This window comes from Ponticoccus litoralis (assembly GCF_039769985.1).
Classification (GTDB): domain Bacteria; phylum Pseudomonadota; class Alphaproteobacteria; order Rhodobacterales; family Rhodobacteraceae; genus Ponticoccus; species Ponticoccus litoralis.
The window spans coordinates 1-16,905 of sequence record NZ_JBDNCH010000005.1 but is presented as its reverse complement, the minus strand read 5'-3'; the positions used below and the strand labels follow the sequence as shown (position 1 = coordinate 16,905).

Sequence of the window (16,905 nt, the reverse complement as noted above, 5' to 3'; positions counted from 1 at the left end):
CGGCCCGCCGCGAAAGGCCGGGTCGCGGTCTATGCCCTGAACCTCGACGCCATGCTGACAGAAACCGCGCCGCATTGGGCCACCATCGGCCCCGACTTCGAGACGCGGATGCAGGACCGCCACGGCGGGGCAGGGGAGGCCGCGCCCGACCCCAAGGTGATCCCCTTTCAGCCGCGCGCGCGCAGCGCCCTGGCCGAGGGCGCATGGGGGCAGGTGCTGGACCGGCTGCGCCAAGAGGCCCCGGCCCTCGGCCACCGCCTGGTTCGGCCAGTTGTCCGAAGCCGAGCGCGAGGGCGGGCAGGTGGTGCTGAGCGCACCCAGCCGCTTTGTCGCGGACTACGTGGCGACCCATCACATGAGCCTGCTGCTCTCGGCCTATCGGGGCGTCGATCCCGCCGTCCGGCATATCCGCATCGAAGGGTAGGGGGCGACGCCCACTGGGCGAGAGACATGCGTGCCGCCTTGCAAGGGATCGGAGGGCAGGGTGCCGCTGCCGGTCCATACATCGCTTGGCAGGGCCGCCAGGAAGACGGAAACACTGGGCATTGCCGGCGGTCGCGCGCTACAAGGCCCGCGATCCGGCGGATGCCGCCCGCCGCGCCTGCAAGTGAGAGATCCATGACAAATGCCCTGACCGCCTCGGGCCTCTTCGGAGGCCAGTTCTCGGACCCGACCCTCGCCGCGGAGTTCTCAGCAACCGCCTTTGCCCGGCGCATGCTTGCTTTCGAAACCGCATGGACCCGGGCGCTGGCCGGGGTCGGCGCGGTGCCCGAGGACGAGGCGGCGGCGGCGCTTGCGGCCATCGCGGCCTTCGACCCCGGCGCGGTGGCCGTGCTGGCGCAGGGCAGCGACAGGGACGGGTTGCCGGTTCCGGCGCTGGTCAAGGCCCTGCGGCAGGGGCTGGACGCAGGCCCGGCCAAGGCCATCCACAGCGGCGCCACCAGCCAGGACGTGATCGACAGCGCCATGGCGCTGACGCTGATCGCCGTGACCGAGGCGCTGGATGCGCGGCTGGCGACCGCGCTGACGCAGCTGGATGATCTGGCCGCCCGCTTTGGCCCGGCGCCGATGATGGCCCGCACGCGGATGCAGGCGGCGCTGCCCGCCACGGTTGCCCTGCGGCTGGACGCATGGCGCCGACCGCTGGCCGATCACCGGGCGCGGCTGGTGCCGCTTCGGGCAGAGTTCGGGCGGGTGCAGGTCGGCGGTGCCGTGGGGCGGCGCGATCTGCCCGAGGGGCAGGGCACGGCGGTGGCCGAAGAGGTCGCACGCCTGCTTGGCCTTGCGCCCGCGCCGGTCTGGCACAACGACCGCAGCGGGCCGGTGGCGATGGGCCACTGGCTGACGCTGGTGGCGGGCACCGCTGGCAAGATCGGGCAGGACGTGGCGCTGATGGCGCAGCAGGGGGTGGACGAGCTTCGCCTGTCCGGGGCAGGGGGCTCTTCCGCCATGCCGCACAAGCAGAACCCGGTTCTGGCCGAAGCGATGATCGCGCTGGCGCGCTTCGTGGCCGCGCAGCAGGGCCTGCTGGCGCAGGCCATGGTGCACGAACAGGAGCGGTCGGGCGCGGCCTGGGCATTGGAATGGCTGACCCTGCCCGCGATGGCCGAGGCGACCGGCGCGGCGCTTTGCCACCTGACCCGGCTGCTTGGCTCGATCGAGGGAATGGGCGCCGCCTGACCATCGCCTGACCCGCGCGCGGGGGCTGTGGTCAGCGGGGCGGAACGGGCCTTTGCAAGCGCCCGTCGGGGGTCCGCCTTGGCGGACGCGCTGGGTTGCCGCCCGTCAATGGCCGATTCGCCAGCGCGCGGCTGCCCCTTGCGCGGGGCCGCGCCGTTTGAAGGTGGCCTTTGTCGCCGGACCGCCTGTCAGATCCCCGCCACCTCTGCCGCGCGGATGGCGAAGCGGTTGGCCAGCGGACCCAGAGAGGCCGCCTCGGAGGAGGCGGCGCTGCCGTGGCGGGCGCGGTCGGCGATGCCGTGGAAGATCACCGCGAAGCGGAACATGGCAAAGGCTACGTGGAAGGGCAGCAGCGGGGCTTTCAGGTCGGAATGCGCGAAGTATTCCGCCACGAAGGCCTCTTGGGTGGGGATGCCGCCCGCGTCCCAGCCGGTGCCCCGGATGCCGCCGTATTCCTCTGGCGTGGCGTGCCATGGGATCACGCAAAAGCCCGGGTCGGCCAGCGGGTGGCCCAGCGTCGACAGTTCCCAGTCCAGCACGGCGGCGACGCGGGGCGCATCGGGGGCGAAGATCAGGTTGCCCAGCCGGAAATCGCCATGCGCGATGGACACCGCGCCGTCGTCCTCGGGCAGGTTTTCCTGCAACCAGGGGATCAGGCGGTCCAGCGCGTCGATCCGCTGGCCGTCGCTGTCATGGTACTGCCGCGACCAGCGCGCGATCTGGCGTTCGAAGTAGTTGCCGGGTTTGCCGTAGTCGCCAAGGCCCACACTCTGGGGCCGCACCGCGTGCAGCCGCGCCAATGTGCGGGCCATGTCGAGGTAGATCTCGCGCCGCTCGTCCGGGTGCAGCCCCGGCAGGGAGCAGTCCGGGAAGACCCGGCCCGCGATCCGCTCCATCACGTAGAAGGGCACGCCCAGCACGCTGGCGTCCTCTTCCAGTGCCAGCACCCGCGGCACCGGGACGGCTGTCGGGCCAAGGGCCTGCTGCACGCGGAACTCGCGTTCGATGGCATGGGCGCCGGGCAGGATCGGGCCTTGGGGCTTGGCGCGCAGCACCAGCCGCCGGTCGCCCCAGTCGACGAACCATGTGGGGTTGGACTGCCCGCCGCTGATGCGCTGCAACGCCAGCGCGGGACCGCCGGGGATGTGGCGCCGCAGCCAGCCGGTCAGGGCGGTGGTGTCGGGATCGCTCATGCCCGTGCCCCCTGTGGCCACCCGGGGCGGGCCTTGCCGGGGTCACGCATCGGCCACGTCCCAGCGCCAGAAGCCGCGCCCCTCGTCGCCCAGATGCCGGTTCAGCACCATCTGGTGCACCTCGTCGGCGCCATCCACCAGCCGCGCCTGCCGGGCGTAGCGGTAGACCCATTCGAGCACCGTATCGGTGGAATAGCCGCGCGCGCCGTTGATCTGGATGCCGGTGTCGGCGGCCTGATGCAGCAGGTTGGCGACGTGGATCTTCGCCATCGAGACCTCTTTTTTCGCAAACCGCCCCTGCTCCAGCTCCCACGCGGCCTTCATCACCAGCAGGCGCCCGGTCTCGATGCCCATGGCCAGCGCACCCAGTTTGACCTGAATGCTCTCGCGATCCGCCAGCCGGACGCCGAAGCCCTCGCGCCGCGCGGCATAATCGGTGGCGATCTCGACGCAGCGCCCGGCCAGCCCCAGCCAGCGCATGCAGTGGGTCAGCCGCGCCACACCGAGGCGCATCTGCGTGACCTTCAGCCCGCGCCCTTCCTCCAGCAGCACGCGGTCGGCGGGCAGTTCCATGCCGTCGTAGACCAGTTCGCAGTGGCCGCCGTGTTCCTCGGGACCCATGATGCCGATGCGCCGCTCGATCCGCCATCCGGCGTCGTCGCGGTCGTGCAGGAAGGCGGTCAGGCCCCGGCGCGGGTCGTCCGAGGTGCGCGCCATCAGGATGAAATGATGCGCGTCCTCGGCCCCGGTGATGAACCATTTGCGCCCGGTGATGCGCCAGCCCTTGGCGGTCTTCTCGGCCCGGGTCCGGATCATGCCGGGGTCGGAGCCGCCGCCCGGCGCCGGTTCGGTCATTGCGAAGGACGAAGACACCTTCCCGGAAACCACAGGCGCCAGCCAGCGGGCGCGCTGCTCTGGCGTCCCGGCCTTGGCGAGGATCATCATGTTGCCGTCGTCCGGCGCCGCCGAGTTGAAGACCACCGGGCCGAAGATCGAGCGGTTCATTTCCTCGTAGCAGACCGCCATGCCCATGGTGCCCAGCCCCTGACCGCCGTGTTCTGGCGGCAGTTGCAGGCACCACAGGCCCTGATCCTGCGCCTTGGCGCGCAGAGCCTCCAAAGGCGCGCGGGCGATATTGTCATAGGCGTCCCAATTGGCGCGATCTCGCCTCGACGGGCAGGATCTCGTCCTCGACGAAGCGGGCGATGCGGGCGCGGTAGTCCTCGATCCGGGGGGAAATGGTGAAATCCATGGGGCTCTCCTATAGCGAGGACACGAGGTGGCCGCCGTCGACGGCAATGTCGGCGCCGGTCATGAAACGCCCGAGGTCCGAGGCCAGCAGCAGAAGCGCGCCGTCCAGATCGCGCGCCTGCCCGATCCGGCGTTGCGGCACGCGGCGGATCAGCGCCTGCCCGGCGTCCGAGGCAAAGAAGTCGCGGTTGATGTCGGTTTCGATATAACCGGGGCAGAGCGCGTTGACGCGGATGCCGTGCCGCGCCCATTCCAGCGCCAGCGCGCGGGTCAGTTGCAGAAGACCGCCCTTCGAGGCCGCATAGGCCGAGGTGTGGCCCGCAACCCGGTGCGCGAGGATCGAGGCGACGTTGACGATGCTGCCGGGCGTTCCTGCGTCGATCATCGCCTGCGCGGTGGCGCGGGCGACGTGGAAGGCGCCCTTGAGGTTGACGTCGATGACGTGGTCGATGTCCTCGGGACCGTGGTCGAGGGCAGAGGCGGAATGCGCGACGCCCGCGTTGTTGATGACGATGTCGAAGCGGCGGCCCTTCAGCGCCTGTGCCACCTGCGCGGCCTCGCCCACGTCCAGCGCCAGCGCTTCGGCCTGACCGCCCGCGTCGCGGATCGCCGCGCAGGTCGCCTGCAAGCGGTTGGTGCGGCGCGCCGCCAGCGTGACCCGCGCGCCCAGCCCGCCCAGAAGCCGCGCGAAGTGTTCCCCGAGGCCGGACGAGGCGCCGGTGACAAGCGCCTCTGCCCCCGCGATGCCGGGCCATTGCTGCTCTGTCATCCCGTCCCCTCCCATGGCCGAAAAACCGAACGCTCGCTCGAAAACTAGCGGCGGCGCGGCGCGGTTGTCAATCGAGCGCCCGCTCGATATTCTGCGCCGCAACCCTGCCGGAAGACCCGCCGTCCATGCCCCAGATGCCCTCCGAAACGCTCTGCCGGTCCATACTGGAGGCCAATGCCGCCACGATTTCCGTCCGGAAAGAGGCGCTGGCGGTGCGGCGGTTGCAGACCATCCTTGGCGCGGCGCTGAGGCTGTCGGCGGAACGCGGGTTCCACGCCATGTCCCTGCGCGCGCTCTCGCAGGAGGCGGGGGTGTCGATGGGCGGGCTCTATGCCTATTTCGACAGCAAGAGCACGCTGTTGCGGATGATCCTCCGTGCGGTGACACGGGCGGTCGAAGAGACGCTGGCGCAGCCGCCGGAGGGCATCGCCGAGGATCCGGTTGCGCATCTCGACTGGCTGATCGACGCGCATATCCGGCTGACCGAAGAGATGCTGCCGTGGTTCACCTTTGCCTTCATGGAGGCAAAGAGCTTTCCCCGCGACCTGCGCCGCATGGCCACCGACAGCGAGGCCATGACCGAAGGCTATATCGCCGCGATCATCGAGCGCGCGGTGGCGACGGGGCAATTCCGGGCCGACCTGTCACCGATCGTGCCGGCGCTGGTGAAGCCGCTTTTGCAGGACTGGTACGTCAAGCGCACCAAGTACCGGCGCCGGGGCATCGGCATCGAGGCCTATATCGCCACGGTGCAGGACAGCGTGCGGCGCATCTGCCGCTAGCGGCGGCGGGTGCGGGGTCTATCCCGGCGGTCCGAAGGCAAGGTCGGCGGGCGCGATCAGCCCCTCTTCGGTGGCCACGGCAGAGAAATCGTCCAGCGCGGCAAAGCGGGCCGGGCGCACGGTGCCGAGTTTGGAGCGGTCGGTGACCAGCACGCTGCGCGCCGCCCGGCCCATGGCCTGCCGCTTCAGCCCCGCCTCGCGGAAGGTGATGCAGGTCACGCCCAGCCGGGCGTCGACCCCCGCCGCCGACATCAGCGCAAGATTGACCGCGTAGGCGTCCAGCGTGCCGTCCTCTTCCGCCGGGTAGAAAGAGGCGGTGGCGGGGTGGTAGACGCCGCCCAGCAGGACGAGCTTTATGTTGGGTTTGCGCACCGCCATGTCGGCAATGTTCAAAGCGTAACATATCACGGTCAGCTTCATCTCGGCGGGGATGGCGTGGACGAGGTGGGGCAGGGTGGTGCCGCAATCGACGAAGACGGTCGCCTCGTCTTCCAGCAGCGGCAGGCAGGCAAGGCAGGCGGCGCGCTTGGCGTCCTGGTTGATCTCTGCCGCATCCGACAGGTCATAGGGCGCGCGGCGCGCGGCGTCCTGTGTCAGAACAATATGCCCGCCGAGGAATTGCAGCGTTTCGGGGTTTTCCCGCACGTCGCGGCGCACCGTCATTTCCGAGACGTCGAGGCTTTCGGCGGCGTCGCGGACATGCAGCGGCCCGTCGCGCATCACCGCGTCCCGCAGCCACAGAACCCGGGCCTCTTTCCGGCTTGCGGGCAGCCCGCGCGTCTCGTTCTGGTTCATCTTGCCCGCTCACCCGCTCTGGCCTTGGCGATGTTACAATCGTAACAAGATGCGGTTGCGGAAACAACAGGAATGGCGCATCCTTGCGATATGGAGGCCATCGGATTCGCGGCAGGCGGGGCGGTGGCGACCGACGGAGGGATGATCGTGAAGACAGAGGTGACCACCCTGCCGGCCTCGACGCCGGTGGCGCATCCGCGCAACGCGGGCATGGCGCTGGATCTGGGCGCCGTGCGGGCGGTGCAGGTCAATACAGAGGCCAGCAACCGACGCGCCGCCAGCCTGCCGGGCCGCCGCGCCGTCAAGGGCGATGCGCAAAGCGCCTGGCTGTTGAAGGCGGTGACCTGCATCGACCTGACCACGCTGAACGGAGACGACACCGAGGGCCGGGTGCGGCGGCTTTGTGCCAAGGCCGTGCAGCCGATCCGCACCGATATCCTAGAGGCGCTTGGCATGGCGGATCGCCGGATCACCACCGGCGCGGTCTGCGTCTACCACCGTTTCGTCGCCACCGCCGTCGAGGCGCTGAAGGGCAGCGGCGTGCCGGTCGCCGCCGTCTCGACCGGCTTTCCGGCGGGTCTGGCGCCGCATCACACCAAGCTGGCCGAGATCGCGGCCTCGGTCGCGGACGGCGCGCAGGAGATCGACATCGTCATCACGCGCGAACATGTGCTGACCGGCAACTGGCAGGCGCTGTACGACGAGATGCGCGACTACCGCGCCGCCTGCGGCGATGCGCATGTGAAGGCGATCCTTGCCACCGGCGATCTCAAGACCCTGCGCAATGTCGCCCGCGCCAGCCTTGTCTGCATGATGGCGGGTGCCGATTTCATCAAGACCTCGACCGGCAAGGAGGGTGTGAACGCCACGCTGCCGGTGTCGCTGACCATGGTCCGGGCGATCCGCCAGTACCGCGAGATGACCGGCGCCAAGGTGGGCTACAAGCCCGCGGGCGGCGTGTCCAAGGCCAAGGATGCGCTGGTTTACCTTGCCCTGATGAAAGAGGAGCTGGGCCTCGACTGGGTGCAGCCGGACCTCTTCCGCTTCGGTGCCTCGTCGCTTCTGGGCGATATCGAGCGGCAACTCGAACACCGCGTGACCGGCGCCTACAGCGCCGCGCAGCGCCACCCGATCGGATGACCCAATGACAGTCGCGAGCTACTTCGACAGCATGGATTACGCCCCCAGCACAGAGGACGACAGCGCCGCGCGCGCCTGGCTTGCCTCGCACGACGCGCGCTTCGGCCATTTCATCGACGGCGCCTTCACCAAACCCGCCGAGGGCTTCGACACCTCCGAGCCCGCCACCGGCAAGGCGCTGGCGCAGGTCTCGCAGGGGGTTGCGGCGGATGTGGATGCGGCCTTCAAGGCGGCACGCCGGGCACAAAAGGGCTGGGCCGCGCTGCCGGGCTATGAGCGCGCCCTGAAGCTGTATGCGCTGGCGCGGATCATCCAGCGCAATTCCCGCCTGATCGCGGTGGTCGAGGCGCTGGACAACGGCAAGTCGATCCGCGAGACGCGCGACATCGACATTCCGCTCGCCGCCCGCCACTTCTACCATCACGCGGGCTGGGCGCAGCTGCAGGACAGCCAGTTCGCGGGCTACGACCCCGTGGGCGTCGTGGGGCAGGTGATCCCGTGGAACTTCCCCTTCCTGATGCTGGCGTGGAAACTGGCGCCCGCGCTGGCGCTGGGGAACGCGGTGGTGCTGAAGCCCGCCGAGGCGACGCCGCTGACGGCGCTGCTGTTTGCCGAGCTGGCGCAGGCGGCGGGGCTGCCCGCCGGCGTGCTGAACATCGTTACCGGCGATGGCGAGACCGGCGCCCTGATCGCCGCGCATGAAGGTGCCGACAAGGTGGCCTTCACCGGCTCGACAGAGGTCGGGCGCCGCATCCGCGAGGCGACGGCGGGGCAGGGCAAGAGCCTGACGCTGGAACTGGGCGGCAAGTCGCCCTTCATCGTCTGCGAGGATGCCGACATCGACGCGGCGGTCGAGGGTGTCGTCGATGCCATCTGGTTCAATCAGGGGCAGGTCTGCTGTGCCGGGTCGCGGCTGCTGGTGCAGGAGGGTATCTCGGACACCTTCCACGCGCGGCTGGCGGAGCGGATGAAGACCCTGCGCATCGGCGGCTCGCTCGACAAGACCATCGACCTCTCCGCGGTGATCGACGGCGCGCAGCGCGACCGCATCGCCGGGATGGTGGACCGCGCCGTCGCCGCCGGGGCCACGCTGGTGCAGTCGGGAGCGGTGCCCGCCACGGGCAGCTTCTACCCGCCGACCCTGCTCCGCGATGTGCCCGCCACCTGCGAGGCCGCGACAGAGGAAATCTTTGGCCCCGTCGCCGTGTCGATGACGTTCCGCACCCCGGACGAGGCGGTGACGCTGGCCAACCACACCCGTTACGGTCTGGCCGCCAGCATCTGGAGCGAGAACATCAACCTCGCGCTCGACCTCGCGGCAAAGGTTCAGGCGGGCATCGTCTGGGTCAACTGCACCAACGTGATGGACGCGGGCGTCGGTTTCGGCGGCGTCAAGGAAAGCGGTTTCGACCGCGAGGGCGGGCGCGAGGGGTGCTATGACTACCTCAAGCCGCGTGCCTTCGCCAAGGCGTCCGAGCGCAAGGCGGCTGCCCCCGTGGCGGCGAAGGGCTTCAGCCTCGACCCGGTGGACCGGACGGCGAAGTTCTACATCGGCGGCAAGCAGGCGCGGCCCGACGGCGGCAACGCGCGCCCGGTGGTGGGCGCCAAGGGCAACGTGCTGGGCGAGGTCGGCGAGGGCAACCGCAAGGACATCCGCAACGCGGTCGAGGCGGCGCGCGGCGCGAAAAGCTGGGGGTCGAAGACCCAGCACAACCGCGCGCAGGTGCTGTATTACATGGGCGAGAACCTCTCGGCCCGCGTGGACGAATTCGCCGAGCGCCTCACCGCGCAGACCGGGGTCAAACCCGACAGGGCGCGGGCCGAGGTCATGGCCGCCGTTTCGCGCCTGTTCAGCTATGGCGCTTGGGCGGACAAGGTCGAGGGCACGGTGCACATGCCGCCGATGAAGGGGCTCGCGCTGGCGGTGCCGGAACCCATCGGCGTCGCGGGCGTGATCTGCCCCGAGGAAAGTCCGCTTCTGGGCTTCGTTTCGGCGGTGGCGCCGCTGATCGCCACCGGAAACCGCGTGGTGGCCGTGGCGTCCGAGGCGCATCCGCTGTCCGCGACCGACTTCTACCAGGTGCTGGAGACCTCGGACCTGCCCGGCGGCGTGCTGAATATCGTCACCGGCGACACGGAACCGCTGGCCCGCGAACTGGCGAAGCACAACGACGTGGACCTGCTCTGGGCCTTCACCACGCCCGCGCTTTCGGCAGAGGTGGAACGGTTGTCGACGGGCAACCTCAAGCGGGTCTTCACCGATCACGGGCGCGCATGGGACTGGACCAGCGCCGAGGCGGAGGGCGAGGTCTTCATCCGGCAGGCCACGCAGATCAAGAACATATGGGTGCCCTACGGGGAATAAGGCCAGCGCCGCCCGGCAAGGGGCGGCGCGACACCGGGTGGCGTCTCCTCAGCGGTGTGGTTCAGCAAGACCACTGTTGAGACCTGAGACCCGGTTATGGCCACCCGCCACCCGCTGCGCGATGTGGAGGCCGCGCGCGTGGCCACAACCTGTCGGCAGCGCTTCTTCCCGACGTGCTACGGGGGCAGAGCAGGGGCATCGCGCCCCCGGGATCTGCGTTGCGGCGGCCCGGCTACGGGCAGGGCGGTCGGCCAAGCCTGCGGTCCCCAGGGCCCGGCGGGGCAGGGCGCCCTTGCGCTACTGCGGAAACTTGAAAACCGGCACGAAGCTGGCCGGGGCAAGCGTCTCTTCCAGCTGCGCGCGCGACAGGTCTTCGGCGCGGATGGCCCGGATCTGCGGTCCGGCGTCGGTGTGGACCAGAGAGCCTTCCAGCGCGCGCACCGCGAATTCGATGGCCATGCGGCCCTGCAGGACCGGGAAATCCGTCGGCGCGGCAAGGATCTTGCCCCGGTAGATGCCCCGGTAGATCGCGTGGGTCATGTAGTCCGAAACGATCTGCACCCGGCCCTCGGCGCCGCGCGTCCGCAGCAGCGACACCGCGACCTCGGCGGCGGGGGCGGCGCCGACGAGATAGGCAAGCCCGGGTTCGGCATCCAGCGCCTCTTCGACGAGGGTCACCTGGATCTCGCGCCCGGTGTCGCCATATTTGGTCACCGCGATCTCGACCGCGCTGCCCTCGATCGCCTGCCGAAAGCCGGCCTCGACAAAGCGCACCCAGCCCGCCGCCTCGGGGCCGGGGAACCACGCGAGCTTGACCGGCGGGGTGCCGGCGGGATGGCGGCTGGCGACCACCTCTCCGGCGACGGCGCCCATGCGGGTCCATGACACCCCGACCTTGGCGGTGACCCCCGCGCCCGCGATGTCGTTGACGGCGGCGATCACCGGGATGCGCTGCGCGACCTGCTCGACCGTGGGCGTCATGCCGTCGAAGGACACCGCGCCAAGGATCAGCGCATCGGCGCCCTCGGCCACGCAGTCCAGTACCTGCTGGCGCTGCCGGTCGAGGTTGGGATAGCCCCCGGCCTCGACCAGCCGGAAGGACACGCCAAGGCGGCGGGCCTCTTCGACCATGCCGTGGTTGACGCTGAGCCAGTAGGAATCCTTAAGGTGCGGATAGGCGACGCAGAGCGTCCAGTCGCGCGAGGCGGTTTCCAGCGGCGTGTAGGTCATGACCTCACCGGGCGCGCCTTCGGCCTCTCCGGCGCGCGGCACCTCGATCTCCCAGGCCCCGGCAGGCGCGGCAGCCAGGGCTGCCAGCAGGAAGACGTGACGAAACGGACGCATCGCGGGATTCTCGCAGCATTTCCCTTTGGCGGCAACGGGTTTGGCCGCATAGTCCCTGAGGGACCACAGGGAACGGACCGCGATGCCATGAGACAGCCGGGCCTGCGGGGCAAACTGCTGCTTGCGTTCATTCTGATCGCCGGGCTGCCGACGCTGGCCGGGCTGCTGGGGCTTGTCGAGCTGCGCAGTCTTGCCATCCGCCAGTCGGACGTGATCCGCCAGACCATCCCGGCCATGGACGACGTGCGCGGCATCGCCGAGGAAAGCACGCTGATCGTCGCCATCGCGCCGCAGCTGGCAGAGATGACCGACCAGCGCGACCGCGAAGCCCTGTTCCACGACCTGAAGGATCAGGTCGACGCGCTGACGCGCCGCCTGCAACGGCTGGACGCGCAGCGCGGCGCCGATATCGCGGCGCTGGGGGCCGCCGATGTCCCGGGTCGATCGAGTCGCTGGCCGAGCTGAACCGGCTGGTCGCCCGCCGCATCGCTGCCGACCGGCTGTTGCAGGAACGGTCCAGCCGCGCGCTGACGGCGGCCAACACGCTGCTGGACATGTCCGACACGCTGGTCGCCAATGCCGAGATGGGCGCGACGGCGGTGATCTCCAGCCTCTACGGCGACACCGGCGCGCCGCTTGGCAGCGACAGCGGGCTGGAGGCGCTGGACAAGCTGCTGGAGGTGGACCTGTTCCAGATGGGGCTGATGTACGAATTGCGGTCCCGCACCGCCGAGGTCGGGCTGTTGATCAACCGCATCGAGGATGCCGAGGACGCCCGCCGAACTGGCGGGCATCGAAGCCGCCTTCCTGTCCGAGCTTCACATCGTCTCGCGCCGGGTGGCCGCGATCCGCGACCCGGCGCGCCTGCAGCTGGCGCAGGACACGCTGACGGAACTCCAATCGGCGGACATCCCCTGCCGCCAGCCTTTTCGCGCTTCAGGGCGCCATACTCGACACCCGGGCCGGGATCGGGGCGCTGAAGCTGACCCTGCAGGAGGCCGCCACCCATCTGACCGAGGAATCGGCCAGCGTGGCCGACCAGTTGCAGCGCCTTGCGGTGGGCTCTGCCGAGACGGTCGCCCGCGACATGGGGCGCGCGCAGATGCGCAGCTAGCGCGGCGGCGATCGCGGGCTTCTTCCTGGCGCTCGCGGTGCTGTGGTTCATCGTGCGCGGGCGCATCACCCTTGCCCGCTCGACCGGCTGCATCAGGACATGATGGCGCTGGCCGAGGGCCGCCTGGACCGAGCCGATCCAGGCGCGCGGCACGGATGAGATCGCCCGCATGGAGGCGGCCACCGAAAGCTTCCGCCTGCAGGCCATCGCCAAGCGCGCGCTGGAGGCGCAGCGCGATGCCACGGAACGCGAGCTTCTGGACCATCGCACCAACACGGAGCGCCGCGTCGCCGAGCAGACCGAGCAGTTGCAGCTGGAGGCCGCCGCCCTGCGCGAGGCCCGCGACAAGGCCGAGGATGCGGACCGCGCCAAGTCCGAGTTCCTTGCCATGATGAGCCACGAGATCCGCACACCGCTGAACGGGATGCTGGGGCTGATGCATGCGCTGTCCGAGGACCCGCTGTCGTCCCGGCAGGCCGAGCGGGCCAAGGCGGCCCGCGCCTCGGGGCAGAACCTGTTGCAGATCCTGAACGACATCCTCGATTATTCGAAGATGCAGCATGGCGGGCTGGAGCTGGTGGCGCTGCCCTTCTCGCTGCATACGCTGGCCCGGGACGTGCTGGCGCTGATCCGTCCGGGGGCCGAGGCCAAGGGGCTGCGCCTGTTGCTGGACTGCCCCGACGATCTGGTCGACGTGCTGCAGGGCGACGTGGCCAAGCTGCGGCAGATCCTGTTCAACCTGCTGTCCAACGCGCTGAAGTTCACCGACCGGGGCGAGGTGGTGCTGCGCCTGCGCGCGACGGCGCTTGGCCCGGCGTTGCACCGCGTCACCTTCGAGATCAGCGACACCGGGCGCGGCGTCTCCGAGGCGGCCAAGGCGCGGATCTTCGAGGCCTTCGAACAGGAGGACACCACCACCAGCGCCCGCTACGGCGGCACCGGGCTGGGGCTTGCGATCAGCAAGCGCTTCGCCGATGCGCTTGGCGCCTCGCTGACGCTGGAGAGCACCAAGGGCGTGGGGTCGGTCTTCGCGCTGACCCTCGATCTGGCCGAGGGCGAGGCCGCAGCCCTTGCCGGGGTCGAGGACGCGGAACCCATGGCGCCCGCCGCGGTGCCGCTGTCGGTGCTGGTGGTCGAGGACAACGACATCAACCAGATGGTCGCCCAGGGCTATCTGGAGCGGATGGGCCACGGCTGTCTTTGCGTATCCGACGCCGAGACCGCGCTGGAGCTGCTGGCGCGGCAGGATTTCGACGTGGTCCTGATGGATGTGAAACTGCCCGGCATCGACGGGCTGGAGGCGACCCGGCGCATCCGCGCCAGTTCCGACCCGGGGATCGCGGCGCTGCCGGTCATCGGCCTGTCGGCGCATGTCATGGAAGACCAGATCGCCGGGCATCTGGATGCGGGGATGTCCGGTTTCGTTGCCAAGCCGGTGGCGCCGGAACGGCTGGCCCGGGCGCTGGAGGCGGTCAGCCGGGGTGCGCGCGGGCAGGTCTTTCCCTCGCCCCGGATGCCGGTTTCCGCCGCCCATGCGCGGGTCGCGGTGATGCGCCTCGCGCTGGCGCGGGACCGGGCGGATTTCGGCGCCGAGGGCAGCGAGCGGATTGCCCGGCTGTTCGTCGACCGCATCGAGCAGGAACAATGGGCCCTTGAGGCGGCGCTGGAGGCGGGGCAGGCGGAGGCGCTGCGCGATGTCGCCCACCGGATGAAGGGCACGGTGGGCAATTACGATCAGGCCGATGCCCGCGCCCTGCTGGAGCGGATCGAGACCGGTGCAGAGGATACCGCCGCGCTGGTGGCGCAGATGGCCGGGATCACCGAGGCGATGCAGGCCGCGATGCAAGAGGCGCTGGGGGCGCCGCCTGTCACGAGACGTGCGGTGTGAAGGCGTAGCCCTCGCCGTGCACGGTGCAGATGATCGCAGGGTTGGCGGGGTCGCTTTCCAGCTTGGCGCGCAGGCGGCGGATCAGCACGTCCACCGTGCGCGGGTTGGCGCCGTACTGCCGATGCGTCATCCGCCCCATCAGCACGTCCCGCGTCACCACCTGCCCGGCGCAGGACACCAGATGGTGCAGCACCTCGAACTCGGCCCGGGTCAGCGGCACCGTCTCGCCATTGGCATCTTCCAGCCGCCGCGAGCGCGTGTCGAAACAGAAGCCCTCGAAGCGGTGGACCTGCCGCGCCGCATGGCCCGCCTGCCCGGTGCGGTAGAGCAGGTTCTTGATCCGCGCCAGCAGCTCGCGCCGGTTGAAGGGCTTGCAGACGTAGTCGTCGGCGCCGATCTCCAGCCCGACGATGCGGTCGACCTCGTCGTCGCGCCCGGTGACGAGGATGATGCCGATATCCGACAGCGCGCGCTGTTCCCGGGTGATCCGCAGCCCGTCCTTGCCCGGCAGGTTGATGTCCACCAGCATCAGGTCGACGACCTGTTCCGACAGGATGCGCTCGGCCTCCTGTGCGCTGTCGGCTTCCGAAACCCCGTAGCCCTGCGCCGCCAGATAGCTTGCCAGCGCGGCCCGGGACACCGGTTCGTCTTCGATCACGAGGATATGCGCCATGGTCTCACCAAGGGAAGAGTTACTTTTCCTGTTAACAAATTTTAACATTCCAGCCCAGCCCGTTCATGCACCGGGCCTGACCTGTTCACATCCGCTGCCTAAGAATCGGGATGCGCGTGCCGAAGATCCGGGCAGCCGGACCCGGTGCGACGCCAATAGTCGATCTTCAGAACAGGGAAACTTCATGAGCACCAAACTCTTGCTGTCGGCCACCGCGCTGACGCTGGCCTCCGTCTCTGCCGCCTATGCCGAGGACAGTTCCGATCCCATCGTTATCCCGATCCACAACTGGTCCAGCCAGATCGTCATGAGCCACGTCGTCGGCCAGATCTTCGAATCCATGGGCAACAGCGTCGAATACGTCTCGACCGACAGTCAGGCGGTCTACGAATCCGTGCGCCTTGGCGATGTGACACTGGAAATGGAGGTCTGGGAAGGCGCCTTCGGCCCGGCCTTCGAGACGGCGATGGAAAAGGGCGGCCTGCACGACGCCGGCGACCATGACGCCATCACCCGCGAGGACTGGTGGTATCCGCTCTGGACCAAGGAAGCCTGCCCCGGCCTGCCCGACTGGGAGGCGCTGAACGCCTGCGCCGCCGCCTTCGCCACGCCCGAGACCGGCGAGAAGGGCCGCTTTCTGGGTGGTCCGGTGGACTGGCTGAAGCACGATCAGGAACGGGTCGACGCGCTGGACATGGATTTTGTCGTGGTCAACGCGGGCTCTGCCTCGGCGCTTTGGGCCGAGGTCGGCGCGGCAGAGCGCGACAAGCGCCCGGTGGTGATCTTCAACTGGACGCCGAACTTCGTCGAGGCGCTCTATCCCGGCGAATTCGTCGAGTTCCCGGAATACACCGAGGGCTGCAAGGAGGATCCCGCCGTCGGCCCGAACCCCGACATGACCTATGACTGCGGCAATCCCGCCAACGGCTACCTGAAGAAGGCCGCATGGGATGGCATGGAAGAGAAATGGCCCGCCGCCTATGCCACGCTGACCCGCATCAGCTTTACCAACCCGCAGATCGCCGAGATGGCGAAGCTGGTCGACATCGACGAACTGGAGCCGGAAGACGCTGCCGCCGAATGGCTGGAGCAGAACGAATCCGTCTGGAAGCCCTGGGTGGACGGCGACGCCTGAGCGCCGCGCTTTCCACCCTGTCTTCGCGCCCCGGGCCTGCGTCCGGGGCGACCCCCTGCCCTCGAAAGGTTCGCGATGCCCGCCTCCACGCCAGTGATCTCCTGCCGCAATGTCTGGAAACTCTTCGGCCCCCGGCCAGAGACCTATCTCGCCGGGCTCGACCCCGGAACCGGGTTCGACACGATCCGCGCGGACGGCTACGTGCCCGCCGTGCGTAACGTCTCACTGGATATCGCGCAGGGCGAGATGCTGGTGATCATGGGCCTGTCGGGGTCCGGCAAGTCGACGCTGGTGCGCTGCATGTCGCGGCTGATCGAGATCACCGGCGGCGCCGTCGAGGTCGAGGGGCAGGTCATCGGCGACCTGTCGGAACGCGGGTTGATCGACCTGCGCCGCAACAAGATGGGCATGGTCTTCCAAAGCTTCGGCCTGCTGCCGCACCGCACCGTTCTGGACAATGTCGCCTTCCCGCTGGAGATGCGCGGGCAGGACATTCACACCCGCCGCGCCCGCGCGCTGGAAGTGATCGAGCTGGTGGGTCTGGGCGGGCGCGAGGATTACTTCCCGCGCGAATTGTCCGGCGGCCAGCAGCAGCGCGTCGGCATCGCCCGCAGCCTTGCCATCGAGCCCGACATCTGGTTCCTCGACGAGCCCTTCTCGGCGCTTGACCCGCTGATCCGGCGCGAGATGCAGGACGAGTTCCTGCGTCTTCAAGACATGCTGGGCAAGACCATCGTCTTCATCACCCATGACTTCGACGAGGCGCTGCGCCTTGC

General features: G+C 69.4%; 16 protein-coding genes. 10 read left to right on the top strand and 6 right to left on the bottom strand.

The features are described 5' to 3' along the window. The first annotated feature begins 271 nt into the window (after positions 1 to 271). The gene (locus tag ABFB10_RS23600) at positions 272 to 424 is read left to right on the top strand and encodes a hypothetical protein (protein ID WP_347168647.1); all 153 of its coding nucleotides are present in this window, start codon (positions 272 to 274) and stop codon (positions 422 to 424) included. Positions 425 to 618: 194 nt separating this feature from the next. Then, entirely contained in the window at positions 619 to 1,680 is a 1,062-nt protein-coding gene (locus tag ABFB10_RS23595; protein WP_347168646.1) for a 3-carboxy-cis,cis-muconate cycloisomerase, read from the top strand. A gap of 188 nt (positions 1,681 to 1,868) precedes the next feature. Here the strand turns inward: ABFB10_RS23595 and ABFB10_RS23590 are convergent, their stop codons facing one another. The 3 genes from ABFB10_RS23590 to ABFB10_RS23580 all read right to left on the bottom strand — a co-directional run bounded on the left by ABFB10_RS23590 (position 1,869) and on the right by ABFB10_RS23580 (position 4,893). Next, positions 1,869 to 2,873, bottom strand: coding sequence for a phosphotransferase family protein (locus ABFB10_RS23590; RefSeq protein ID WP_347168645.1), 1,005 nt, complete (start codon positions 2,871 to 2,873; stop codon positions 1,869 to 1,871). 42 nt (positions 2,874 to 2,915) lie between these two features. Beyond that, a complete protein-coding gene (locus ABFB10_RS23585; protein ID WP_347168644.1) occupies positions 2,916 to 3,992 on the bottom strand; it encodes an acyl-CoA dehydrogenase family protein in 1,077 nt (358 codons plus the stop codon). Positions 3,993 to 4,134: 142 nt separating this feature from the next. After that, the gene (locus ABFB10_RS23580; protein WP_347168643.1) at positions 4,135 to 4,893 is read right to left on the bottom strand and encodes an SDR family NAD(P)-dependent oxidoreductase; all 759 of its coding nucleotides are present in this window, start codon (positions 4,891 to 4,893) and stop codon (positions 4,135 to 4,137) included. Between the two features lie 125 nt (positions 4,894 to 5,018). On the opposite strand from ABFB10_RS23580, the gene ABFB10_RS23575 reads away from it, so the two are divergent. Continuing rightward, entirely contained in the window at positions 5,019 to 5,675 is a 657-nt protein-coding gene (locus ABFB10_RS23575; protein ID WP_347168642.1) for a TetR/AcrR family transcriptional regulator, read from the top strand. A gap of 18 nt (positions 5,676 to 5,693) precedes the next feature. Here the strand turns inward: ABFB10_RS23575 and ABFB10_RS23570 are convergent, their stop codons facing one another. Then, positions 5,694 to 6,470, bottom strand: coding sequence for a DeoR family transcriptional regulator (locus ABFB10_RS23570; RefSeq protein WP_347168641.1), 777 nt, complete (start codon positions 6,468 to 6,470; stop codon positions 5,694 to 5,696). 141 nt (positions 6,471 to 6,611) lie between these two features. Here ABFB10_RS23570 and deoC point away from each other — a divergent pair, with 141 nt between their 5' ends. Continuing rightward, entirely contained in the window at positions 6,612 to 7,610 is a 999-nt protein-coding gene (deoC, locus tag ABFB10_RS23565; RefSeq protein ID WP_347168682.1) for a deoxyribose-phosphate aldolase, read from the top strand. A gap of 4 nt (positions 7,611 to 7,614) precedes the next feature. Further along, entirely contained in the window at positions 7,615 to 9,975 is a 2,361-nt protein-coding gene (locus tag ABFB10_RS23560; protein WP_347168640.1) for an aldehyde dehydrogenase family protein, read from the top strand. A gap of 297 nt (positions 9,976 to 10,272) precedes the next feature. Here the strand turns inward: ABFB10_RS23560 and torT are convergent, their stop codons facing one another. Next, positions 10,273 to 11,319, bottom strand: a complete 1,047-nt coding sequence (torT, locus tag ABFB10_RS23555; RefSeq protein WP_347168639.1) for a TMAO reductase system periplasmic protein TorT — start codon at positions 11,317 to 11,319, stop codon at positions 10,273 to 10,275. Between the two features lie 87 nt (positions 11,320 to 11,406). Here torT and ABFB10_RS23550 point away from each other — a divergent pair, with 87 nt between their 5' ends. The 3 genes from ABFB10_RS23550 to ABFB10_RS23540 all read left to right on the top strand — a co-directional run bounded on the left by ABFB10_RS23550 (position 11,407) and on the right by ABFB10_RS23540 (position 14,321). After that, positions 11,407 to 11,784 (top strand): hypothetical protein, encoded by a 378-nt coding sequence (locus ABFB10_RS23550; protein WP_347168638.1) that lies wholly within the window; start codon positions 11,407 to 11,409, stop codon positions 11,782 to 11,784. A 38-nt stretch (positions 11,785 to 11,822) separates the two neighbouring features. Then, entirely contained in the window at positions 11,823 to 12,299 is a 477-nt protein-coding gene (locus tag ABFB10_RS23545; RefSeq protein WP_347168637.1) for a hypothetical protein, read from the top strand. A gap of 303 nt (positions 12,300 to 12,602) precedes the next feature. Then, a complete protein-coding gene (locus ABFB10_RS23540; RefSeq protein WP_347168636.1) occupies positions 12,603 to 14,321 on the top strand; it encodes an ATP-binding protein in 1,719 nt (572 codons plus the stop codon). Here ABFB10_RS23540 and ABFB10_RS23535 read toward each other — a convergent pair. Further along, on the bottom strand, positions 14,302 to 14,994 hold the full coding sequence (locus ABFB10_RS23535; RefSeq protein WP_347168635.1) for a response regulator: 693 nt from the start codon (positions 14,992 to 14,994) through the stop codon (positions 14,302 to 14,304). The two genes, ABFB10_RS23540 and ABFB10_RS23535, sit on opposite strands and share 20 nt — an antisense overlap. Before the next feature lie 184 nt (positions 14,995 to 15,178). Between ABFB10_RS23535 and ABFB10_RS23530 the strand changes: the two genes are divergently transcribed. Beyond that, on the top strand, positions 15,179 to 16,129 hold the full coding sequence (locus ABFB10_RS23530; RefSeq protein WP_347168634.1) for an ABC transporter substrate-binding protein: 951 nt from the start codon (positions 15,179 to 15,181) through the stop codon (positions 16,127 to 16,129). Between the two features lie 75 nt (positions 16,130 to 16,204). Then, positions 16,205 to 16,905: ATP-binding cassette domain-containing protein (locus ABFB10_RS23525; RefSeq protein ID WP_347168633.1), on the top strand; the 701-nt coding region annotated here is incomplete at its 3' end.